The sequence below is a fragment of the Verrucomicrobium sp. 3C genome (genome assembly GCF_000379365.1).
Lineage (GTDB): Bacteria > Verrucomicrobiota > Verrucomicrobiia > Methylacidiphilales > Methylacidiphilaceae > Methylacidimicrobium.
Window position 1 is genome coordinate 1,191,036 of sequence record NZ_KB901875.1, and the last position, 22,094, is coordinate 1,213,129.

Sequence of the window (22,094 nt, forward strand, 5' to 3'; positions counted from 1 at the left end):
TCTTGCCCAAAAGGCTCCGTTCGGGAAATGCGAAAATGGGCCGGTTCCACTGTTCAACCCGGAGCGTCCGCCCGATCCAGGACGGGCCGCAGGAAGGGAGCGGTCGGCGATCTCTTGGTCCTGGCGATCTTCTCGGGTGGCCCCCAGGCAACGACACGGCCCCCGGCTTCCGCCGCTCCGGGACCGAGCTCGATCACATAGTCGGCTTCAGCGATCACATCGAGATGGTGCTCGACGATGACGACAGTATGGCCGAGATCGACCAACCTCTGGGAGAGCCGGAGAAGCCTCTCCACGTCGGCGAGGTGCAGTCCGATGGTCGGTTCCTCCAAAAGGTAGAGGCAGCCCCTCGGAGCCGTGGGTTCCAGGGATCGGGAGAGGGGGCGAACGAGCGAGGCCGCAAGCTCGGTGGCGAGCTTGAGCCGCTGCGCTTCGCCTCCGGAAAGGGTGGGGCTTGGCTGTCCGAGAGTCAGATAGCCCAGGCCCGCTTCCGCAACGAGCTCGAGGGATCGGTGGATTCGGGGAACGCCCGCAAAGAAGGATGCGGCAGCTTCCACGGTCATCTCCAAGATCTCCGCGATTGTCTTTTCGCGGTATTCGATCTCGAGGGTTTGGGGGTTGTAGCGGCTCCCCGAGCAGCTTTCGCAAGGGATCCGGAAGAGGGGAAGAAGCGGGAGCTCGACGGCGAGAGTGCCGTTCCCCTGGCACGCAGGGCATCGTCCTGCGGGGGTGTTGTAGGAGAAGCGTCCGGGTCCATAGCCTCGCTCCCGGGCGGTCGGGAGCGAGGCAAAGAGTTCCCGGATCTGGTCAAACACCCCCAGATAGGTTGCTGGAGTCGATCGGCTTGTTTTGCCGATCGGAGATTGATCGACCAGCACGGAGGCGGAGAGAAGATTCACTCCGGAAAGAGCTTTCCAGCATGGCCGTAGCGGCACCTTGCGATCCGGCTGGCTCCTCGCAACGGCGCGGTGGACTACCGGAAAGAGGACCCGATGCAAGAGGGTGCTCTTTCCTGAGCCGCTCACGCCACAAATGACGACGAGCTTGCCAAGAGGAATGGCGAGGGAGAGATCGCGCAGGTTGTGCGCCTGGATTCCTTCGATGCGCAGCCAGCTCTCGGAACGGACGCAGGGTCTACGCTTGCCGGCGAGTGGATGGCGAAGCGGACACCCGAGAAGCCGGCCTGTCACCGAGGCAGGATCGCCGGCAAAGCTTCTCCAGGGCCCGTCGGCAACGATTCGGCCGCCGAATCGTCCCGCCCCCGGCCCCAGATCGATCACGCGGTCCGCGCGCCGGATCGTCTCTTCGTCGTGTTCGACGACGACCAAGGTGTTTCCCTTGTCCCGTAGCTCGTCCAGCGTGTCGAGCAGACGGGCATTCTCTTGCGCATGAAGCCCGATCGTTGGCTCATCGAGCACGTAGAGGACTCCTTGGAGATTGCTTCCCAGTTGGGCGGCAAGGTGAATGCGTTGCAGTTCGCCGGCGGAGAGAGTCGACGCCGACCGGTTGAGCTGCAGGTAGGAAAGTCCTGCCTGCTCGAGAAAGCGGAGGCGAGTCATGACTTCGGGAACGATCTTGGCGAGAATGGGAGCTTCCCGGCCAACGGCCCGAATCCGGGAGAAGTGATGAGTCGCTTCCTTGACCGAAAGCCGGCAGATTTCGGGGAGTGTCGGCCCCGTACTGGTCTTTCCCGAATCCAGGGGAAGACGCACGGAGGTGGCGACAGGATTGAGGCGGGTTCCGCGGCAGCTCGGGCAGGGAGCCTCCTCTTCCGCGTCCCCGTTTTCTCTGTCCGGTGCCGAACCGTAACCCTGGCAAGCCGGACACCAGCCGAAGGGGGAGTGAAAGGAGAAGAGGAGCGGCTCGAGTTCGTCGAACGAGCGCCCGCTGCCCGGACAAAAGTAACGGGTGCTAAGGAGCGAATCGGCTCCTTGCGGATCGACCAAGAGAACGCTCTCCCGTCCCAGAGAGAGGGCTTCCGCCACGAGACGCTCGATCTCTGCATCCGGAGAGCCGGGTACAAGTGTTCCGAGCCAGACGTCGATCGAGTGCGTTCGGTAGCGGTGGGTCCCCAGGAAGCGGTGCGGATCGACCCATCGTCCATCGACGCGCAGGCCGGGAACCTTCTTGCGCTCCGCCCAGCGGGCGAGTGCCGCATAGTTTCCTTTCCGGCCCCGGACCAGCGGCGCAAGCAGGCGTTGTGGAACGACCAGGCGTCGGGCGACTTCCGCGAGAAGGGCTTCCATGGATTGGCGTTGGGCCCGCTCCCCGGTTTCCGGATCGGCGGGAATTCCCAGCCGGGCGTAAAGCAGGCGCAGAAATGGGAAGATTTCGGCGACGGTCGCGACGGTGCTCTTGGTTCCCGGGCGGGTGAGCCGCTGCTCGATGGCAACGGTCGGCGGCAGGCCGGTCACCGACTCCACGTCGGGCTTCTCCATCTGTTCGACGAATTGGCGCGCATAGCCGGACAGGCAGTCGAGATAGCGTCGCTGGCCCTCCGTGAAAAGGACGTCGAAGGCAAGGGTAGACTTCCCGGAGCCGCTGACCCCGGTCAGTACCGTGAAGCTGCCGAGCGCAATGTCCAAGGAGAGCGACTGCAAGTTGTGGTGGTGCGCGTTTCGGATCGAAAGCCGATCCGGGCGCGCAGGAGCCGTGGCCGGGGGTGGCGAAGCAAGCCCTTCCCGGAGTCGGGCCGTCCTCTTCGCGTTACACGCGAGCCGCTGGCGAAGGAAGCGGCCCGTATGGCTCGTCGGATGGGAGGCAATGGCATCGGGATTTCCCTCGGCCACCACCTTGCCGCCGTCGGCACCTCCTTCCGGCCCGAGTTCAATCACCCAATCGGCGCAGCGGATCAGATCGAGGTTGTGCTCGACCACGACAAGGGTATTTCCTCGATCGACGATCCGCTGGAAAAGGTGCAGGAGGGCGGGAAGATCGTCGGCATGAAGGCCGGTCGTCGGCTCATCGAGAAGAAAAAGCGCGGCAGTCGCGCTTCCGCCGCGCTTTCTTCGCGCCTGGGTGCGTTCGCTCGCGGCGTCGATGCCACCGGCCAGATGATTCAAGATCTTCAGGCGCTGGCTCTCCCCTCCGGAGAGCTGGCTCAAGGGATGGCCAAGACGGAGATAGCCGAGGCCGATCTCCGCTAGGCCCTCGAGTCTGCGAACCGTTTGGCGGCAGAGCTTTTCTTCTAACAAGGACCGCGTGGCTTCCGGACCGAGGAGGAGAAGCGCTTCGGTTACGCTCATGGAGAGAAACTCTTCCAAGGTTTTCCCCCGAAAGCGGACGGCGAGGACATGCGGCTGGAAGCGTTTGCCCTGGCAAATCGGGCAGGGGAGAAAGACATCGGCGAGAAATTGCATCTCGACGCGTTCGACACCGGATCCCTCGCAGTGCGGGCAGCGGCCGTCGCCCGCATTCAAGGAAAACGAGAGAGGGGTTAAACCGCGAGAGAGGGCATCCTCAGTCTGGGCGAAGAGTCCACGGATGGGCTCCCATGCCTTCGCGTAAAGGGCGAGATTCGACCGAGGGGTCCGGCTGAGGGGAGATTGATCGACCTCGTAAAGAGCGGAAATTCCCTCCCATCCGGCAATGGCGGCCGTCTCCCCTTGGAAGGTCGCCGGCTTGTCCGGATGGGAGAGGGCGGCGCGGAGCGTCGAGGCGAGGGCGTCGTGGATGAGGCTGCTTTTACCGGAGCCACTGACACCAGTGACCGCCACGAAGCAACCGAGGGGAAGATCGACGGAGAGATCGCGGAGGTTGTGCACCCGGACGCTCGACAATCGAAGCCGAGGTGCGGAATCGATCGGTCGACGAAAAGAGGGCACAGGAATCGTCTTTCGTCCGGAAAGATAGGCGCCGGTCAAGGAGCGGGAGGCATTGAGGATCTCGGCAGGCGAGCCGGCGAAGACGACGGCACCTCCCTCCGACCCCCTTCCCGGGCCGAGCTCGACGAGATGATCGGCGCCTCGGATTACGATCTCCTCGTGCTCGACGACGACGACGGTGTTGCCTTGGTCTCGCAGATGGCGCATCACGCCAAGCAGCCGGTCGACGTCCCGCGGGTGGAGTCCGATGGTCGGCTCATCCAGGACGAAGAGGGTGTTGGCCAAGCGGTTCCCCAAGCAGATCGTCAGGTTCGCTCGCCGGATCTCTCCGCCCGAAAGCGAGCGGGTCGCGCGGTCGAGCGAAAGATAGCCGAGTCCGATTTCCTCCAGGTACTGCAGACGGATCAGGGTCTCTTCCCAGGCGCGGCGGGTGGCGAGATCGGCCGCCGGAAGCGAAAGGGAGGCGAGCCGCCGCCTCGCCTCTTGCACGGGCCGCGCGCAGAACTCCGCGATCGAAAGTTCTCCGGAAGGAAAAGGGAGCCGGTAGGCGCGCGCTAAGGCCGCAAAACGGGTTCCCGCGCAGTCGGGGCAGGAGCGGTAGTCGCGGTAACGGGAGAGGAAGACGCGGACGTGCGTCTTGTAGGCCTTCTTTTCGAGAAGGGAAAAAAAGCCACGCACGCCACACCAGAATCCGGCTTCCACGGCTTCTTCCGCGTCCTGTTCGGGGCGCTCGCCCTCGCGGAGGAACTCTTGCTCCGCGGGAGAGAGCCGGGAAAACGGGGTGTCGATCGAAATCCCTCGGCGCCGGCAGATCTTCTCGACCTTCCCTTGCCACCATGACAACGACTCTGAGCGAAAGGGCTGGATCGCTCCGCCTCTCACCGATCGGCTCGGGTCCGGAATCGCCCGGTTCCAGTCGAACTCCACGATCCGTCCGAAACCGTGGCAGTTCGGACAAGCTCCCTGCGGATTGTTGAAGGAGAAGAGAGCTGGGGTCGGTGAGGGAAATTCCTCTCCGCATCCGGGACAGATCCGCCGGTCGGTGAAGGTCAGGCTCTCGCCGCGCGCCGTGCGGATCGTTACCTTTCCTTTGCCCAGCCGCATCGCTTCCTCGATTCCCTGGGCAAGACGGCTTTTTTCCCTCTCTTCGACACGCAGCAGGCGCAGTGCAACGAGTAGTCGGCCGTCGGCAACGACACCCGCGCCGGAGTCCTCATCCGTGCGGACGAGATTTTCTTTTTCCCATACCCGCAGAAGGCCCTGAGACCGCAGGAAGGAGAAGGCCTCCTGCCGGGGCATCCCCTCCGGAAACTCGATCGGAAACCCGATTCCGATCTCCTCGCCGGGAAACTTTTCCGAAATCCTTTGCGCGATCGTAGCGGAAGAGGCCTCTTCGACGGGTAGCTGGCAGTGGGGGCAGTGGAGCTTTCCCGCGCGGGCGTAAACCGACTTGAGATAATCCAGGATGCCGCTCATCGTTCCGAGCGTGCTTCGCGAGGTGGTCGCGCCCCCACTCTGACCGATGGCGATTGCTGGGAGAATCCCTTCGATCGCCTCGCATTCCGGCTTTTCCCTCCGTTCGAGGAACTGACGGACGTAGGGCGATAACGTTTCCACGTAGCGTCGCTGGCCTTCGGCATAGAGCGTGTCGAAGGCCAGCGACGACTTCCCCGAGCCGCTAGGTCCCGTAATCACCGTGAGCTTGCTCCGAGGAATCTCCAGGTTGATCGAACGGAGGTTGTGGACCCGAACTCCGCGGAGGGAGATGGACGACCTTTGCGGGGCAGACGAATTAGAGGTCATCCGCGCTTGTCCAGGATCGGGAAGTGCTTACCATGGGGAAAAGGTCAGGGGCGGCCGAGGTGCAAAGGCATGGGCAGGTTTGCTGGGAAGAGAGTCGAGGAGCATTCTGCCATTGACAGGGGAGGCTTGGCTTTAGAGAAGATAGCGCGGCATCGTAATAAGGCCAAGGGCCTGAGCCAAGGGAAGCTTCCGCTTGACCCGGCTGCTTGCGGGAACGTATATGCCGATGTTCCTGGGAATGAGTCCGGTGGAAAACCTGTGAGTAAACGTTTACTTCCGAATCATCAAAACCAGAGGAAGGAACGAATCCGGAGATCGGCTCTTCGGGCGTCTCTTCTTTGGGCCGCACTCGGCCTTTCCAGCGGTTGCATGGTCGGACCCGACTATAAACGGCCGACCGTGGAGACTCCGACCAGCTTCAAGTGGGGAGAGTCCGCAGCTAGCGAGAAGGTGCGCACGGGCCAGAATGGTCAGTCGGCGCAGCCGCAAACCGAAGGCGTCTCCCATAATATCCGCTGGAGGAAAGCGTTGCCCCAGGATGTGATCGCCAAGGGGGAGTGGTGGAAGCTCTTCGGCGATCCGGTCCTCGACCAGTTGGAAAGCCAGCTCTCCATCGGCAACCAGCAGATCAAGCTGGCCTTCGCCCAGGCGACGGGCTCTCGGGCGCAGGTGGGTCAGGCGCTCGCCAATTTCTTTCCGACCGTGGGAGCCGCTCCCTTTTATTCCAACATCAGCTTTTCCCAGAATCAGCCTTTCTACTTACACCAGCACGAACAACCTACTGTGGTGAACGGGCAGGTGGTCGGCCAGACCCAAGTGGGTCTGCCTCTTTCCTGGCAGGAGTACGCGATTCCGGGCTATGCCGTCTATGAGGCGGATATCTGGGGCCAGTTGCGACGCGGACTCGAGTCGGCCAAGGCGAACGCACAGGCATCGCAGGCCGCTTACGAAACCGTCATCCTTTCCCTACACGCGGAACTCGCGATCCAATATTACTTGATCCGTTACATCGATGCGCAGCTTGCCGTCTACAAATACATGGTCGATGTCTTTCGGGATAACCTCTACTTGGTTCAGAGCCGGTACGACGGCGGGGTGGCCAACGAGCTCGACCTGGCGCGAGCCAAGACCGACCTGGCGACCGCCCAATCCCAGTATATCGGCCTGCAGAAGACGCGAGCCCAGACCGAAAACGCAATTGCGACCCTTTTGGGCAAGCCGGCTTCCACCGTGCGGGTGGCCCCCAACGCCCTGCGGGACGCCCCTCCGATCCTCCCCACCTATCTCCCGTCGGATCTCCTCCAGCGGCGCCCGGACGTGGCCCAAGCCGAGCGGCAGATGGCCCGCGCGAATGCGACCATCGGGATGGCGCTCGGGGCATTTTTCCCGTCGGTGAATCTCTTCGCGGTCGGCGCGCTCCTCAGCGATTCGGCTGCTCTCCTGTTCAATGGATCGAGCCGCTTATGGTCGATCGGCCCTTTCATCAACGTCCCGCTCTTCGAGGGGGGACGGCTGGTGGCCGGACTCGAGTTCGCACGAGCCTCGTACCAGGCAGCGGTGGCGAACTACCGGCAACAGGTGCTGAGCGCCTTCCAGGAAACGGAAGACGCCCTGGCGGCCATCAAGATTCTCCTCGATCAACAGGAGGCGCAGAACCGGACCGTCACGTTCGCCAAGCAGCAGTACGACGTGTCGCTCATCCGCTTCAAGGAAGGGATGGTCAACTACATCGAGGTGGACACGACGATGCGCGTCTGGCTGAGCGCCCAACTGCTCGACGTGCAGATCCTGGGCACGCGCTATATCGCCCTCGTCTCCCTGATTCGGGCTCTGGGCGGAGGCTGGAAGGATTACTCGATGCGAGCTATGGCGGCGCAGCCGAAAGTCCCTTCTTCCTCTTCAGAGACTCATCCGGCGGGGAAGAAGAGCGGATAGCGGCGGATGGCAAGGGTTCTTTACGGTTCCAGCGAGCGCGAGGCGGATCTTCGGTATGCGGTCCGCATAGTGGTTCCGGATCCGTTTTTCTGGGCAGAGAAGGGCGGGCGGACTTACGCGGTCCTTGGTCCTTTGGAGATCGATCGCGCGCGCAGGACGGCGCGCGTGGATGAGTTGATCCCGGCCGAAGAGCTCGTTCCCGAGGAAGGGAAGCGGTCGGATCCGGCGGAGCTTCTCTTGGCTTTGGCGCAGAGGCTTCGTTTTCGGGTTGCCGAGGTCCCGGAAACCTTTCCTTTGGGAGTTGCCGATCGGGCCAGGAAGCAAGGGTTGCGGCTCCGCGTTCGGCAGGGATCTTTCTTCCCCGAGCGTCAACGGAAGAGCGAAGAGGAGATCGGGTGGATCACCGAAGCATTGCGAACCGCCGAAGCGGGAATGGAGCGAGCGCGGGAAATTCTTCGAGAGAGCCGTCCGGACTCAAAGGGGCAGCTCCGATGGAACGAGGAGGATCTGACCTCGGAGCGGCTGCGGCGGGAGATCGAGGCGGTGATCGCGCGGCGAGGCGGGATCGCCGAGCAGTCGATCGTTGCGGGCGGAACGCAGGCCTGCGATCCCCATGAACAGGGGAGCGGACCCTTGCATGCCGGCGAGGCGGTTGTCATCGACCTCTTTCCCCGGAGCCAGGCGAGTGGCTATTACGGGGATCTGAGCCGCACCTTCGTCAAAGGAGAGCCGTCGGAAGCATTGCAACGCCTTTACGACACGGTTGCGGCCGGCAAACGGTGGGTATTGGAGACGATGCGGGAAGGCGTGAATGGGCGGGTCATGCATCATCAACTTCTCCGGCGCTTCGCCCAAGCGGGCTATCCTACCGAGCGCCGTGGAGGCAGATGGGTCGGTTTCTTCCATGGAACCGGGCACAGTCTGGGGCTGGAGATCCACGAGCCGCCTCGCTTCGCGGCCGGCCGCTTTCAGGCGGGCCAAGTCATGACGGTTGAGCCTGGGCTCTACTATCCGGAGATCGGCGGCGTGCGCTTGGAAGACCTCGTGGTGGTAGAAAAGGGGGCGATTCGGAACCTGACGCGCTCTTCCGAAGAGTTCAAAATTCCTTGACGCTGGGAAGGGGAGAGTGCTGGATTGCTTGGTTCGGCGAAAGCTCCTCTCCGATGAAAATCCAAGCCCTTCGCGCCATCCTGCTCTGCTGCCTGCTCGGAGGTGCCCTGTCGATCGGTCCCGGCAAGCTCTTCGGCTTCTCTGCGGAGGGTATCCAGCGGCTCCAATCGGACGACGATCCGGAACCGGGTCAGGAGCCGGAGATGCGGCCCGGTCATCAACCGGGAACATCGCATGGGGAGGAGGAGGAGCCGGGAACACCCAAAGGGCCCTCCGAACCACCCTTTACCCCGGAGCCCTACTTTCCGGAAATTCCCCAGTTCCAACCGGACGAACCGTATGTTCCATAGGGCGTAGGGAAGAGAGCACGGGCGGCGATTGTCTCGCGAGCGTTTACCTCCGGTTTACCCGCCAAATCAAGAGGAAGCCGATGGCCTGGAAGACGATGTTCGGCATCCAGATGATGAGCTCCGGGAAAAGAGGGGTCTTCGCCTTGAGCGCGTCCGCCAAGAGGACGATCGCGTAGTAGGCGAGCACGATCACCAAGCTCAGCGCGACGCCCACGGAGCTTTCCCGCCGGTGCACCTGGATGGCCAGAGGCACGCCGACGATGGCAAACGTAAAGCAGGAGAGGGAAATCGCGAGACGCTTTTGCAGTTCGGTCAGGAGCGGCGTGGGGTTGGGATCCAGGGCAGAAGTTCGATTGCCCAGGACTTGCTGTCCGATCTCGGCCAAAGTGGAAAGCCCAATGCTCTTCCGGACGGTCAGGCGATCGAAGAGAGTGCCCAGCGAGATTTCGTAGGGGACCTGCAGGGCGCGAGAGCCGGCGACGATGCTATGCACATCCTCGAGGTTGGCCACGCTCCGCTCCTCCTGACGGCTGTTCCGCAGCGTAAGGATGATCCGCTGGTGGGGGATGTCGGCGTCGATCTCTGCCTCGTCCGCCCGGATCGCGCGGAGGGGGCGGAAGGCGCTGTCGACTTCCCAAATATAGACGTCGTAGAGACGAGCGCCCGCGCGTTTGCTTGCGTAGAGCCGGAAGCCGTCGAACTGGTCGACCGACTTTCCACTTTCGAAGAACGAGAGAGGATTTTGTAAGAGAACGTCCGAAAAGATCTCTTTAAACGCATGACGGCTCTTGGGTCCGACATACGCGTTGATGGAAAAGCTAAAGAGGCTGTACGCGAGAGCGAACCAGATGACAGGGGCGAGCAGCGGGCCGATCCCGATGCCCGCGGATTTCAAGGCGATCAGTTCGTGGTCCTGCGACATCCGACCGAAGAGAAAGAGGACGGCCATGAGAAGCCCCCAGGGCAGGGTGAAGGTCAACACGAATGGGACGAGCGAGAGAACGAGCTTGGCGATCACCCAGAGGGGGACGTCGTGATGGATGATGAGGTCGGCAACATCGCGGAATACGTTGGCCAATACCAGGAAGAAAGTGAGAATGGCCGTACTCGTCAGGCTGATTTTCAGGAGATCGAGAAAGAGGAGACGGTAGAGCGTTTTCATCCGACTCAGGTAATTTTACGGCTGCCTCGGAGGAGGAGAGAGTGCTACACTCCTGGGGATGGCGCTCTTATCAAGAATCAATGAGGAACTCAAGGAGTCAATGCGAAAACGGGATGCGGCTCGGACCTCCGCCTTGCGAATGCTCAAGTCGGCGATCCAGTATGCCGAGTTGGAAAAGGGGAGGGTTGGGGCGCTGACCGATGCGGAGGGGATCGTCGTGATCGCCAAAGAGATTCGGAAGAGAGAGGATTCCATCGAGCGCTTTCGGAGTGGGCAGAGGGAGGATCTCGCTCGGCAGGAGGAAGCCGAAATCGGAGTCCTGCGAGAGTTCCTTCCCGAACCTCTCTCTCTGGAAGAACTGGAAGCCATGGTTCGCGGCGCGATCCTCGATACCGAGGCGACGGGCAAAGCGCAATTGGGCGCGGTCATCAAGGCTGTCCTGCAGCAGGCTGGGGGTCGGGCCGACGGAAAGCAGGTCCGGGATGTAGCCGACCGCCTCTTGGCAGACCAAGGCTTGTAAGGGGGCCGGAGCGAAGGAATGGGAGAGAGGCTCTGGCTTGGGCTGGCTGGGTTTTTCGCTTTCCTCGGTGCCTTGCGTGGCGCCTACATGCTCGGCTCCCGTTTCCGGAGATGTGGTCAGCTCGTCGATCCCTTCCTGCTGGCCGCCTGGGGGAGCCAGTCGCTCTTTCTCTACCTTCGGGGACGAAGCATCGGTCATTGCCCGATCACGAATTTACTGGAAACGCTTGCCTTCTTGGGCTGGGCATTGCTCTTGATGTATCTGCTGGTTGGATCGGCCTACCGGTTCTCCGTGCTCGGATTTTGCACGGCTCCGGTTGTCTCTCTTCTGGATTTCGCTGCCTTGATCGCCCCGATCGATCGGGCAAAGCCGCTGCCGAAGTTGGGGTGGCTTCTGGAAGTTCACGGAACGGCCCTGTTGTTGGCTTACGGGGCGCTTGGGATCGGCGCGGTGGCGGCAATTCTCTACCTTTTCGAGGACCGGACGCTGAAGAGCCGCCACGTATCGGGATGGTTTTACACCTTCCCCGCTCTGGGAGACTTGCTTGCCGTACAGAGGAGGCTTCTGCATGTCGGTTTTGTCTTGCTCACCGCAGGGCTCTTTGTCGGAGTGTTGCTTTCGACGCGCGGCAGCTGGGATTGGGTAAAGCTCTTCTGGTCAGTGGGGGTCTGGCTGCTTTATCTTGTCTTGGTGTGCGCACGCGGGATTTTCCGCTGGAGTCCGCGGAGGATTGCGCAAGGCATGGCATGCGGATTCCTTTTTGTTCTATTGACATTTTGGCTCATCAACGGTTGGAGTCGCGCCCATCAATTTTGGATGGGACCAGTCTGAGCGTGGAGTGATCGGGCCACTCTGCCGACGATGAAATGGACCGTAGATCGGAGAACGGGGGATATGCAATTTCTCGTGGGTGGCGGGCTCGATTTTGAAAAAAGCCCTTTGGAGATCCGCGAGCGCATCGCGTTCGGTTCCGAGGACTTGACTCGCGCGCTTCCGCTCCTTCGGCAGCAGCTGGGTTTGGAAGAAGCGGTCCTCGTCTCTACCTGTAACCGCGTGGAATATGTGGGAATCACTCGAGATGCGATGCGATGCCGGACGGGGTGGGGCCGCTTTCTGGAGAGCTACCACGGGATGTATGCGGATTGGGAGGCCTACTCCCAGTTTCGGCAAGGGCGTGCTTGCGTCCACCACTTGTTCGAGCTGGTTTCCGGACTCCGGTCGATGGTGATCGGCGAGACGGAGATTTTCGGGCAGGTGAAGGCGGCCTACGAAGCCGCGCATCGACTGCGGACGACCGGGCTTTGGCTCAACCGTCTTTTTCAGGCCTCCTTCTCCGCGGCGAAGGCGGCGCGGTCGAGGACGTTCATCACCCGGGGGAATGTTTCCGTAAGCTCGGTAGCCGTGGAGCTTGCCGAACGACTTTTCGGAGATCTCTCGGGGCGGTCGGTCATGGTGCTTGGAGCGGGAGAGACCAGCGAAAAGACGTTGCGGGCTTTGGAGGGGCGCGGGGTGAGCCTCCTTATCGTGGCGAACCGTACCTATGGTCGCGCGTGCGAACTCATGAAAGAGTTCCACGGGGAGGCGATTCTCTGGTCGGAATTCCTGGAGCGGAGCGCGGAAGTGGACATCGTCATCAGCTCAACGTCTGCGCCGCACTACATTCTCACCCGGGAGAAGCTTCTTCCTCTGCTGGGCAGAAGAAAGGGAGACCCTCTGTTTCTGATCGACTTGGCCGTGCCGAGGGATATCGACCCCTCCGTCCATGCCCTGGACGGGCTCTACTTATATAATATCGACGACTTGCAGGCGATCGCCCGACAGAATCTCGAGGATCGAGCGGCCGAAATCGCGCGATGCCGCCGACTGCTCGAGCCCTATGTCGAGCGCTTTGCGATCTGGGCGGAGCAGCGACGGAAGCGATCGCCTGGTCCGGATGTCATGGGAGACTTTCGTACCGCATGACGCGGCCTCTTGTCATCGGGAGTCGTCGCAGTGGGTTGGCGCGAGTGCAGGCGCAGTGGGTGAAGAGTGCTCTCGACGGACTGTCCACTGGACGAAAGTTCGTGATCTCCTTTCTCGAAACCTCGGGAGATCGCTGGTCGGAACGAGAGGAATCGTCGCTGCCGGGAAAGGGGATTTTTGCCAAGGAGCTGGAAAGCGCCCTGCTCCGCCGGGAGATCGATATTGCGGTCCATAGCATGAAGGATCTTGCGACTGAGCTCCCGCAGGGATTGAGAATCGCCGCCGTTTCCCCGCGGGAGGATGCCAGAGATGTATGGGTGAGCCGAAGCTTGCCGGATTGGGAGGCCGCTCTTCCCGGAACGACGGTGGCCGTGGGGAGTCCGAGAAGGATCCAACAGTTTCGAGAGTTGCGGCCGGATCTTTCCTTTTGCGAAATTCGAGGCAATGTGGACACCCGTTTGCGCAAGCTCGAAGCGAATCCGAGTTGGTCTGGAACGGTTCTCGCCGCCGCTGGCTTGAAGAGGCTGGGACTCTTGGACTGCGGCTGCTATTTCGCTTATTTGCCCTTCGAGGTCATGCTGCCGGCGCCAGGCCAAGGAGCGCTGGGGATCGAGGCGCGGATCGAAGATGAGGAGGTCGGACGTCTTCTTCGTCCGCTCCATGACGACGCTGCGGGTTGGGAGGTTGCTGCGGAGCGGGCGTTTCTCCGGGGCCTGGGGGGCGGTTGCCGTTCGGCGGTTGGGGCAAAGGCGACCGTCCAAGAGCGGGAGTTAGTCTTGGAAGGGGTGATTTGGATCGAAGCGCGAGGGCGAAACTTTCGCAAAAGATCCGCCGGTCCCGCACACGAAGCCGAATCTCTCGGAAAGTCGCTTGCGGAGGAGATCCTGAGAGAGGCGGGATCTCCGCCCGACTCCGGTAGGGCAATCGAATGAGCGGTGGAACATCCCAAGGGAAAGTCTATCTGGTAGGTGCCGGTCCAGGCGACCCCGGTCTCCTGACGCTTCGTGCGCGCGATCTGCTCGCGGTGGCCGACTATGTGTTCTACGACGCGCTGAGCGCCTCCGAGCTTTTGCAATGGGCGAGTGCCAGGGCTCAAATCGTCTTCGTCGGAAAATCGAGCGGACGCCAAGCCTTTTCTCAAAGAGAAATCGAGGCGTTGCTCGTTCGCCACGCTTTGGAAGGAGCGCGGGTGGTTCGGTTGAAGGGAGGAGATCCCTTCCTCTTCGGGCGCGGAGGAGAGGAGGGGGAGGCGCTGGCCGCCGCAGGCATTCCCTTTGAGGTCGTTCCCGGGGTGAGCTCGGCCTTGGGCGCTGCGGCCTATGCCGGGATTCCGCTCACTCATCGCGGCATTGCCTCCGAGGTGGCGATTGCGACCGGTCATGAAGATCCGACGAAGCCTGGAGCTTCGGTGGATTGGGCCGCTTTGGGAGGTTTGGACGGCACCAAAGTGATTCTGATGGGGGCAGAAAGGCTCGGAGAAATCTGCCGACGGCTGCTCGAAGGAGGAGCAGAGGAAGAATGCCCCATAGCCGCGATCCGATGGGGAACAACAGGAAGGCAAGAGGTGCGGGAATGCACCCTGCGCGAGGCGGCAAGCGGAGAGTTTTTCGCCCGGTCTCCCGCCGTGATCGTCGTTGGCGAGGTCGTGAAGCTGCGGAAGCGGCTCTCTTGGCGGGAAGAGCTACCTCTTTTCGGGCAACGGGTGGTGGTGACGCGCACCCGAAGCGAATCGAGCCGTCTGGGAAAGTGGCTACGCGAACTGGGTGCCGATGTTCTAGAGATTCCGACGATACGGATCGTCCCTCGTCTGTTCCGCGATTCGCAGAGAGACCTGATCCGCCGTTTGGGTTCCGACTTTTCCTGGGTCATCCTCACGAGCCCCATAGGAGCCGATCTCTTCCTGCGCCATGTCTTCGAGACGACCGGAGATCTGCGAGCGCTCGGCAAGCTACGATTTGCCGCGGTCGGAGGCGCGACCGCCGCTGCCGTCCGTCGATTTCATCTCGCGGTGGATCGGGTTCCCGAAAGCTATACGACGGCCGCGCTGGCGAGCTGCTTTGGGCCCGAGGATTTGCGTGGTTCCCGCGTCTGCCTGGCCCGCAGCGCCTTGGGCAACCCGGAGTTGCCGGGCTCACTTCGGCGATTTGGAGCTCATGTGGAAGAATGGGTGCTTTATGATACGGAGCCCGAGTTGGGCGATCGGACTGGGGCCAGAGGCAGATTCTTGGAAGAAGGAGCCCATTGGATTCTCTTTGCGAGTTCGAGTGCTGCGGAGAATTGGCAGAAGCTGGATCTTCGTCCCAGTGAGGGTGCCTCTTCTCCGCGGGCCTTGAGCATCGGCCCGGTCACGACTCAGGCATTGCACCGGCTCGGGGTTCCGGTCTTCGCCGAGGCTGCGGAGCACTCCATCGATGGACTCGTGGGCTGCCTCCTCGGCCTGGCGCAGAAAGAGCAAGAGAAGCAAGTATGAAGGGCCAAGAAACGGCAATGCACGGAGCGGACAAAGCGGAGAAAGAAAAATGACGGACCCTCGCGCACGAGAACTCGTGGAAAATGGAAATGAGGCGCTTGCCGTAGGAGACCTGGAACGGGCGGCTGCGGCCTATCGAGAGGCGGCCAATCAAGACGCTTCCTATTTCGACGCGCAGCAGGCTTTGGCGATGGTTCTATATAAGACTGGCGCATATCAAGCGGCAATTGATGCCGCCCTGCGGGCGGCAGCCCTGCAGCCGGAGGAACCCCTGGTTTGGACGACGATGTCTCTCGCTTATCAGAAGCAGCAGCGGATCGCGGAAGCGGAACAGGCGGCTCTCAAAGCAAGACTCTATTCTTGGAAGCGACAAACGAGTGAGCAGGACACTCGGGAAAAATAGTATTGCATCAGTTCTCAATACGAGTCTTACTAAATGGATGAAGCTTACACAGATTACGAGCGCACAACTGACCGAGATCGCGAGGCTCGTGGAGGAAAAGGAGAGCCTCTTGAAAAGAGTCTCCGAGATCAACAAAGCGCTTCAAGATATGCCGGTGGAAGGCCGCGGCCGAGGATGGGCTCTTATGACCATGGAACGCATCTCCGGCAGAGCCGGGAGACATCCTGGGAAGCTGAAAGCAGCGGTTCTAGAAGCGCTGGCCGCCGCCAGCCCCGAAGGGCTCACGGTAAAGCAGCTCTCTGCGAAGCTGGGGGTAAAGACGAACAATTTGTATAGCTGGTTTTACACGACCGGGAAGAAGATCGAGCATTTAGAGAAGACCGTCGATGGCAGGTATATCTATACTCCGGCCGAGACGCGGAAGATCGATCAGCATGCGGATTCCGGAGGGTGATCGAGGTGCCTGTTCGGATTGGACACGGGGCCAATGGAACGGAGCGCGGGATCGCGAACGCGTCTAATCTATTTTGGCAGGAAGTCAGGCTAGGGCGCCCGCAGCGGTGCGATCACTTCCCAGATGGAGTCGCCGGCCTGCAACCGGCTGCCGGGAGCGGCAGAGGCACGCTTGACGATGCCAAGGGCGAGCTCGGCTTTGCGGGTAAAGGAGTAGGCGACGCTGGTGATTTTGCCGGCCTCTTGGCCGTGTTGGCAGAGCGGCGCTCCTATCTTGAGCCTCCCCGAAAGCGGCGGTGCGGCCAGAAGGACGAGTGAGCGGTTCGCGTGTCCGACGTGGTGCAGGCGCGAAACGACTTCCTGGCCAACGTAACAGCCTTTTTGATAGGAGATGGCAAGCGGATCCATCCCTACTTCCTGAGGCAAATCCCCAGGCTGCAACTCGGCTCCCCACCGTGGCAGCCGGGCTTCCAGACGGAAGGACTCCAAGATCGCTTCAGGGAGAGGAAACCCGAGTTCGGCGGTCGCCGTCGCGGGGGACCAGAGGTCCCAGCCGGGGAGGCCAAAGCGCGTGCTGCGAAAGGCGACGGCGCCCGCCGGGGGCGCGAGGGTAGACGAGGGAAAGATTCGGGTCAGCGTCCACTCGTCAAGCCGCTCGAACTCGACATCGTCGGCGGCGAGGAACCGACGCAGGCGGGCCTCGAGGGGATCCTTCTCGGATGCTGGTCCATCGATCCAGAGAGCATCTTCCGATGCGCCGATCCAAAGATCTGCAATCAGCTTTCCCTTCGCCGTGAGAAGCGCGGCATAGATCGCAGATGCGGGCTCCACGGTGGCCACGTCGTTTGTGACTTGGCCGTTGAGATACCGTACCCGATCGGCGCCGGTGACTTTCCAGAGAGCACGATGTGGGATGGTCGCCCAACCAGCCTGCCCGGAAAGAATCTGATCATAGAGGGCTTCGAGGGTCATGCAGTCCTTCTCCCATCACGCACGGTCGACTTCTTTCCCGCAGGCGCCCGCTCTCGCTTGTGCGCACGTTGAGCTCTCAGCGTCGGCCGTGGCAGTTCTGAGCTTTGTCGGCTCGCAACATCTCGTAGATTAACATATCTAGGATGGGCTGACGGAGAAAAGATGAAAACGGACGACATTCGCTGGATGGAAACGGCTCTGGAGGAGGCCCGCCGGGCGGGAGAAGAGGGGGAGGTCCCCATCGGCGCGCTGGTCGTTTGCGGCAACACCGTTGCGGGCCGGGGAGCGAATGCGGTCGAACGCCTGAGGGACGCGTTGGCCCATGCGGAGATGCAGGCGATCCGGGAAGCGCAGATCCGACTGGGCGATTGGCGGTTGGATGACTGCACTCTGTATGTGACCAAGGAGCCGTGTCCCATGTGCGCGGGGGCAGTCCTCCAAACCCGGATTTCCCGAATCGTCTACGCCTTGGCGGATCCGAGGCTCGGGGCTGTGGACAGCCGGTGGCGGTTGTGGGAAGGAAGGAGTAAAGAGCTAGCGATCTCGGGTGGGTTGCTGGCTGGACAATCGCTCTCCCTTCTGCAAGGTTTCTTTACCGAGGTTCGGCGGCGGAAAAAGGCAGTTGCTTCTCCCAAAGGGGCACGTTACTTAGTGTAGTCGATCGGTATGGAGGATGGGACCGGGGTAGTTCGCTCTTTTGAGCAGGCATTTCGCTGCTTTATGCCAATGTATTGCCCCGGGCGTTACGCCGTCCGCCTACGGGAGGCAGGGAAGGGGCAACTGGTTCCCCACTCGCTCGTAGAAGCCCCCAATGAGGATCAGCTTCACGTCTTCGGAGGCAATCAGGTGCGCGCCATGGGGCACGCGGTGGAAGAGTTGGCTCTCCATTCCGAGGGGGGCGAGTTGATCGTGCTCTTCCCGGATCTCGATGCTTTTCTGCCATTCCGCGAGAGGTATGCGCAGCTAGCCAAGAAGCCATGCCGCGTACGCGTTTGGGCTCCCGGCACGCCACCCAAGCGCTGCCCGAAAATCGACTTTGTGGTCTCCGTACACCCGCGCTTGGCCAAATATCGGCTCTTTCTGTTCTCCGGCGCAGACCGGTCCGCTCTCGTCTGCTGCAAGCAGATCGGCCGTGCAGGCGGTAATGGAGGGAAAGAGCCGCTCGCCTGCCAGGAGCGCTACGTGGGATTTTGCAGCTTCGATCCCTATGTTGTCGAATCGGTGCGGTGGCGATTCAATCTTTTGAGTTGCGGCCTTGAGAAGCTAGTTCGCCGTTGGGAAGGATTTTTCCCGCTGCCCACTCCTCCGCTTCGAACCATCAACGCCTTCGTAAGGAGCCAGTCGACGTTGACGAACGGCGTCCTCGGTGGACTATCCTAAGGGGCGGACGGGCAGCGACACGAAGCCGGCATGCTTCCTCAGGCTCAAAACCCAAAGCGTGAGCGTATGAGTAGGAATGACTTTGGCTTCGCGCAGCATTTCCCGCTCGCCGGACGTGGAACCCTCGATTTCGATGGTGGCCCATGCGAGTGGTCGATCGCCTGAGATATGCAGGCTAGCGTCCCAGACTGGCTCTTCGGCGGAGGAAAGGGAAAGCGGGGGCGCTACTACTTCCTTGGAATTTGCGGCACGGCTATGGGGGCGGTGGCCGCCATGTTGCGGGAAGAGGGCTGGGAAGTCGGCGGCTCGGACCAGAATGTCTATCCGCCTCTTTCTACGTTTCTGGCATCACGCGGCATTGCGCTTCATGAAGGATATCGACCGGAAACTCTCCCCGATGATCCGGAAACCACCTTCGTCGTGGGAAACGCGATCCAGCGAGGCAATCCGCAGTTAGAGGCCGTCTTGGAACAAAAGCGCCTTTATCTGTCGCTCCCGGAAGTTCTCAAATTTATTTTCCTCAGGAAAAGTCGGAACTTCGTGGTCGCCGGCACCCACGGGAAGACGACGACGGCTTCCCTGTTGGCGTGGCTCTTCGCTGCGTCCGGAGAGGATATTTCTTTTTTGATTGGGGGACTTCCCGGAAATTTTGGAGCTGGCGCCCACTGCGGGAGAGGCAACATCTGGGTCCTGGAAGGGGATGAATACGACACCGCCTTCTTTGATAAACGAAGCAAGTTCCTCCATTATTTGCCGGAAATCGTTCTGATCAACAACGTCGAGTTCGACCATGCAGACATCTTCCCGGATCTCGCGGCGATTCTGCTCTCGTTTCGGCGGCTGGTTCATCTGGTACCGCGGAACGGACGAGTCATCGTCAATGCGGATGATCCGAATAGCCTGGCGGTTTGTGAGGGCAGTCTTGCCCCTGTAACGAGCGTGGGATTCGGGAAAGATGCGGAGATTCCGGTCCGCAATGTTCACTATACCGAAGAGAGTTCCGAATTCGAAATGCTCGGCCGGCGGCTCCGTATTCCGCTTGTGGGAGAGCTCTATGTGCGCGACGCGGCCATGGCGGTCGCGGCAGCCGTCCACGGCGGCGTTTCTCTCGACTCGATCATCGAAGAAGGACTTCCCCGCTTTCTAGGGGTGCGGCGACGGGGAGAAGTTCGATCCGAACTGGAGGGAATTACGATCGTCGATGACTTCGGCCACCATCCCACGGCCATTCGGGAGACGCTACGGTCCGTCCGACTCCGGTTTCCCCACAGGCGTATTTGGGCGCTTTTCGAGCCGAGGAGCAACACGACGCGCCGGGCGGTCTTTCAGCGGGCGCTTCCGGAAGCTCTGCAGGGTGCCGACGGCGTTTTCATCGCCGACGTCGCCAGGAAGGATCAGCTTCCCGCTGCCGATCGACTCGATCCGCAGAGAATCATCGAAGCTCTTCGAGAGCAAGGGAAGCTCGCCTTTTTTGAACCGGACGCAAGCGCGATCGCCACTCATATGGCTACTCTCGCCCAACGGGGAGATGTCCTTGTGGTATTCAGCAATGGCGGTTTCGACGGGATTCATGAGAAGCTGGCGGCCGCTTTACAGACCGGCAGGGACAAAATGACACAATAACTGCGTCAGACTGACGCAGTTCCCCTTGAGCTCTGCAGGAAGAAAAACTGTAGTAACGTATTGACGCTGTGATTCTAGCGCTAATCTCTCCAACTTGGAACGATTTTTGCGAAAGGAAAGCATATGGCGCACGTCCTCGGAATTGATTTGGGCACGACGAATTCGTGCATGGCGGTAATGGAGGCAGGACAACCAGTCGTCTTGGAGAATTCGGAAGGCGCGAGAACTACTCCATCGGTCGTGGCATTCACCAGGACAGGAGAGCGCCTCGTGGGACAGGCTGCCAAGCGACAGGCGATCACGAATCCGCGGAACACGATCTTTTCGATCAAACGTTTCATCGGACGACGATTTTCGGAGGTTCAGGAAGAGGTGAAGCGGGTTCCCTACCGGGTCGTCGAGGGGAAGGGCGGAGGCTGTGCCGTCGAAGTGGAGACCGGGGCGGATAAGCGTCTCTATAGCCCGGAGGAAATCTCTGCCTTCATTTTAATGAAGTTGAAGGCGGACGCGGAAGCTAAGCTCGGCGAGAAGATCACGCAGGCCGTCATCACGGTTCCCGCCTATTTCAACGACAGCCAACGGCAGGGCACCAAGGACGCGGGACGAATTGCGGGACTGGAGGTTCTCCGAATCATCAACGAGCCAACAGCGGCTTCCCTTGCTTATGGGTTGGACAAGAAGAAGGACGAGCGCATCGCGGTCTACGACCTTGGCGGGGGAACCTTCGACATCTCCGTTCTGGAAATCGGAGAGGGAGTCTTCGAGGTTAAAGCCACTAACGGCGACACGCATCTCGGTGGCGATGATTGGGATGCCGCAGTCATGGACTGGCTCATCCAGGAGTTTCAGCAGGAGGCCGGCATCGACCTGCGTCGTCAGCCCGACGCGCTGCAGCGGCTCAAGGAAGAGGCGGAGCGGGCAAAAATCGCTCTTTCCTCCTCCACCGACTACGAGATCAATCTTCCCTTCATCACGGCAGACCAGACGGGGCCCAAGCACATACAGAAAAAGCTGACGCGGGCGAAGCTCGAGCAGCTGACCGATGCCCTCGCGGAGCGGACGATCCGGCCGGTGACAAGCTGCCTGGCGGACGCCAAGCTTGCCACCTCGGAGATCGACGAACTGGTCCTGGTTGGAGGGATGACACGCATGCCCAAGATCGTGGAGACGGCTCGCAGGCTGATCGGCAAAGAGCCTCACAAAGGGGTGAATCCTGACGAGGTGGTTGCTGTGGGAGCGGCCATCCAGGGCGGGGTTTTGCGTGGCCAAGTGAAGGACGTGCTTCTCCTCGATGTCACTCCTTTGACGCTGGCAATCGAGACAGCCGGTGGCATTGCCACCCCCATGATTCCGCGCAACACGACGATCCCTACTCGAAAGTCGCAGATCTTCAGTACCTTCTCGGACAGTCAACCCAGCGTCGAGATCAAGGTGCTGCAAGGGGAGCGGCCGATGGCTCGTGACAATAAGCTGCTGGGAGTCTTTCATCTGGATGGAATCCCGCCGGCCCCGAGAGGGGTGCCGCAGATCGAGGTCACTTTCGACATCGATGCGAACGGCATCCTGAACGTTTCGGCAAAGGACCTCGGCACAGGGCGGGAACAGAAAATTTCGATCACTGGATCCAGTGGGTTGTCCAAGGACGAAATTGACCGGATGACTCGGGAGGCGGAGGCCGCTGCCGAGGAGGACAGGAAACAGAAAGAGGCTGCGGAAACCAAAAACAATGCGGATAATCTCGCCTATCAGGCCGAAAAGCTTCTGCGGGAGCATGGAGAGCGGATCGATTCGGCCCGGAAGATGGAGATCGAGAATGCAATCTCCCGGTTGCGCGGCCTGCTTTCTGGAGAGGACACGGCTGCTCTGCAAGCCGCGCTGAACGAGCTTAACGAGAAGATTCAGGCGGTCTCAGCGGAGATGTATCGGGCCAGCGCTTCCGGTGCTCAGCCTGGCGGAACCACGGGGACGGGCTCGCCGCCACCGCAGGCTCCGGGGGAGGGGTCGGCCGGAAAGGGCGACGTGATCGAGGCAGACTTTGAAGTGATCGATAAAGATAAGGACAAGGATAAAAAGCAGTAGGGTTTGCAGACTTTTTTGGGCGGGTCGGTTGGGAAACCGGATCCCGCG

Annotated in this window: 17 protein-coding genes; 14 read left to right on the plus strand and 3 right to left on the minus strand. The window is 61.1% G+C overall.

Features of this window, described 5'->3' with window-relative positions; genetic code table 11:
* Positions 1–53: 53 nt before the first annotated feature.
* The gene (uvrA, locus tag A37A_RS0106495; RefSeq protein WP_018290712.1) at positions 54–5,627 is read right to left on the minus strand and encodes an excinuclease ABC subunit UvrA; all 5,574 of its coding nucleotides are present in this window, start codon (positions 5,625–5,627) and stop codon (positions 54–56) included.
* A gap of 258 nt (positions 5,628–5,885) precedes the next feature.
* On the opposite strand from uvrA, the gene A37A_RS0106500 reads away from it, so the two are divergent.
* Genes A37A_RS0106500 through A37A_RS0106510 form a run of 3 tightly spaced genes read left to right on the plus strand, consistent with a single transcriptional unit; the run spans position 5,886 to position 9,022 of the window.
* The gene (locus A37A_RS0106500; protein WP_196799521.1) at positions 5,886–7,562 is read left to right on the plus strand and encodes an efflux transporter outer membrane subunit; all 1,677 of its coding nucleotides are present in this window, start codon (positions 5,886–5,888) and stop codon (positions 7,560–7,562) included.
* A 6-nt stretch (positions 7,563–7,568) separates the two neighbouring features.
* Positions 7,569–8,672 carry a Xaa-Pro peptidase family protein gene (locus tag A37A_RS0106505; protein ID WP_018290714.1) on the plus strand — a complete coding sequence of 368 codons (1,104 nt, stop codon included), beginning with the start codon at positions 7,569–7,571 and terminating at the stop codon, positions 8,670–8,672.
* Between the two features lie 53 nt (positions 8,673–8,725).
* Positions 8,726–9,022: a hypothetical protein gene (locus tag A37A_RS0106510; protein WP_155996503.1), complete on the plus strand. Its 297-nt coding sequence runs from the start codon at positions 8,726–8,728 to the stop codon at positions 9,020–9,022.
* Positions 9,023–9,065: 43 nt separating this feature from the next.
* Here A37A_RS0106510 and A37A_RS0106515 read toward each other — a convergent pair whose 3' ends face one another.
* Positions 9,066–10,184 carry an LptF/LptG family permease gene (locus tag A37A_RS0106515; RefSeq protein ID WP_018290716.1) on the minus strand — a complete coding sequence of 373 codons (1,119 nt, stop codon included), beginning with the start codon at positions 10,182–10,184 and terminating at the stop codon, positions 9,066–9,068.
* A 58-nt stretch (positions 10,185–10,242) separates the two neighbouring features.
* Between A37A_RS0106515 and A37A_RS0106520 the strand changes: the two genes are divergently transcribed.
* The 7 genes from A37A_RS0106520 to A37A_RS16205 are packed head-to-tail and all read left to right on the plus strand — an operon-like array spanning position 10,243 to position 15,993.
* The gene (locus A37A_RS0106520) at positions 10,243–10,704 is read left to right on the plus strand and encodes a GatB/YqeY domain-containing protein (protein ID WP_020494114.1); all 462 of its coding nucleotides are present in this window, start codon (positions 10,243–10,245) and stop codon (positions 10,702–10,704) included.
* A gap of 18 nt (positions 10,705–10,722) precedes the next feature.
* Entirely contained in the window at positions 10,723–11,535 is an 813-nt protein-coding gene (locus A37A_RS0106525; RefSeq protein WP_018290718.1) for an inner membrane protein YpjD, read from the plus strand.
* 30 nt (positions 11,536–11,565) lie between these two features.
* On the plus strand, positions 11,566–12,666 hold the full coding sequence (hemA, locus tag A37A_RS16195; protein ID WP_018290719.1) for a glutamyl-tRNA reductase: 1,101 nt from the start codon (positions 11,566–11,568) through the stop codon (positions 12,664–12,666).
* On the plus strand, positions 12,663–13,598 hold the full coding sequence (hemC, locus tag A37A_RS0106535) for a hydroxymethylbilane synthase (protein ID WP_020494116.1): 936 nt from the start codon (positions 12,663–12,665) through the stop codon (positions 13,596–13,598). The genes hemA and hemC overlap by 4 nt, the downstream gene beginning before the upstream one ends.
* Positions 13,595–15,136 (plus strand): uroporphyrinogen-III C-methyltransferase, encoded by a 1,542-nt coding sequence (gene cobA / locus A37A_RS16200; RefSeq protein ID WP_018290721.1) that lies wholly within the window; start codon positions 13,595–13,597, stop codon positions 15,134–15,136. The genes hemC and cobA overlap by 4 nt, the downstream gene beginning before the upstream one ends.
* Before the next feature lie 49 nt (positions 15,137–15,185).
* Entirely contained in the window at positions 15,186–15,539 is a 354-nt protein-coding gene (locus A37A_RS0106545) for a hypothetical protein (protein WP_020494117.1), read from the plus strand.
* Positions 15,514–15,993, plus strand: coding sequence for a hypothetical protein (locus tag A37A_RS16205; protein WP_155996504.1), 480 nt, complete (start codon positions 15,514–15,516; stop codon positions 15,991–15,993). The genes A37A_RS0106545 and A37A_RS16205 overlap by 26 nt, the downstream gene beginning before the upstream one ends.
* A gap of 89 nt (positions 15,994–16,082) precedes the next feature.
* On the opposite strand, the gene A37A_RS0106555 is transcribed toward A37A_RS16205, so the two are convergent.
* Positions 16,083–16,964 (minus strand): folate-binding protein YgfZ, encoded by an 882-nt coding sequence (locus tag A37A_RS0106555; RefSeq protein WP_018290724.1) that lies wholly within the window; start codon positions 16,962–16,964, stop codon positions 16,083–16,085.
* Between the two features lie 162 nt (positions 16,965–17,126).
* Here A37A_RS0106555 and A37A_RS0106560 point away from each other — a divergent pair, with 162 nt between their 5' ends.
* From A37A_RS0106560 to dnaK, 4 genes are all read left to right on the plus strand, one after another.
* A complete protein-coding gene (locus A37A_RS0106560; RefSeq protein ID WP_018290725.1) occupies positions 17,127–17,621 on the plus strand; it encodes a nucleoside deaminase in 495 nt (164 codons plus the stop codon).
* Positions 17,622–17,684: 63 nt separating this feature from the next.
* Complete coding sequence (locus A37A_RS0106565) at positions 17,685–18,344, plus strand: hypothetical protein (protein ID WP_155996505.1); 660 nt, start codon at positions 17,685–17,687, stop codon at positions 18,342–18,344.
* Between the two features lie 168 nt (positions 18,345–18,512).
* Complete coding sequence (mpl, locus tag A37A_RS0106570) at positions 18,513–19,967, plus strand: UDP-N-acetylmuramate:L-alanyl-gamma-D-glutamyl-meso-diaminopimelate ligase (protein ID WP_018290727.1); 1,455 nt, start codon at positions 18,513–18,515, stop codon at positions 19,965–19,967.
* A 123-nt stretch (positions 19,968–20,090) separates the two neighbouring features.
* Entirely contained in the window at positions 20,091–22,046 is a 1,956-nt protein-coding gene (gene dnaK / locus A37A_RS0106575) for a molecular chaperone DnaK (protein WP_018290728.1), read from the plus strand.
* Positions 22,047–22,094: the final 48 nt, after the last annotated feature.

What these genes read in the sequence shown, in the direction of transcription:
- uvrA (WP_018290712.1), bottom strand. Translation starts at nt 5,627, where the DNA reads ATGACCTCTAATTCGTCTGCCCCGCAAAGGTCGTCCATCTCCCTCCGC.
- A37A_RS0106505 (WP_018290714.1), top strand. Translation starts at nt 7,569, where the DNA reads ATGGCAAGGGTTCTTTACGGTTCCAGCGAGCGCGAGGCGGATCTTCGG.
- A37A_RS0106510 (WP_155996503.1), top strand. Translation starts at nt 8,726, where the DNA reads ATGAAAATCCAAGCCCTTCGCGCCATCCTGCTCTGCTGCCTGCTCGGA.
- A37A_RS0106515 (WP_018290716.1), bottom strand. Translation starts at nt 10,184, where the DNA reads ATGAAAACGCTCTACCGTCTCCTCTTTCTCGATCTCCTGAAAATCAGC.
- A37A_RS0106520 (WP_020494114.1), top strand. Translation starts at nt 10,243, where the DNA reads ATGGCGCTCTTATCAAGAATCAATGAGGAACTCAAGGAGTCAATGCGA.
- A37A_RS0106525 (WP_018290718.1), top strand. Translation starts at nt 10,723, where the DNA reads ATGGGAGAGAGGCTCTGGCTTGGGCTGGCTGGGTTTTTCGCTTTCCTC.
- hemA (WP_018290719.1), top strand. Translation starts at nt 11,566, where the DNA reads ATGAAATGGACCGTAGATCGGAGAACGGGGGATATGCAATTTCTCGTG.
- hemC (WP_020494116.1), top strand. Translation starts at nt 12,663, where the DNA reads ATGACGCGGCCTCTTGTCATCGGGAGTCGTCGCAGTGGGTTGGCGCGA.
- cobA (WP_018290721.1), top strand. Translation starts at nt 13,595, where the DNA reads ATGAGCGGTGGAACATCCCAAGGGAAAGTCTATCTGGTAGGTGCCGGT.
- A37A_RS0106545 (WP_020494117.1), top strand. Translation starts at nt 15,186, where the DNA reads ATGACGGACCCTCGCGCACGAGAACTCGTGGAAAATGGAAATGAGGCG.
- A37A_RS0106555 (WP_018290724.1), bottom strand. Translation starts at nt 16,964, where the DNA reads ATGACCCTCGAAGCCCTCTATGATCAGATTCTTTCCGGGCAGGCTGGT.
- A37A_RS0106560 (WP_018290725.1), top strand. Translation starts at nt 17,127, where the DNA reads ATGAAAACGGACGACATTCGCTGGATGGAAACGGCTCTGGAGGAGGCC.
- A37A_RS0106565 (WP_155996505.1), top strand. Translation starts at nt 17,685, where the DNA reads ATGCCAATGTATTGCCCCGGGCGTTACGCCGTCCGCCTACGGGAGGCA.
- mpl (WP_018290727.1), top strand. Translation starts at nt 18,513, where the DNA reads ATGCAGGCTAGCGTCCCAGACTGGCTCTTCGGCGGAGGAAAGGGAAAG.
- dnaK (WP_018290728.1), top strand. Translation starts at nt 20,091, where the DNA reads ATGGCGCACGTCCTCGGAATTGATTTGGGCACGACGAATTCGTGCATG.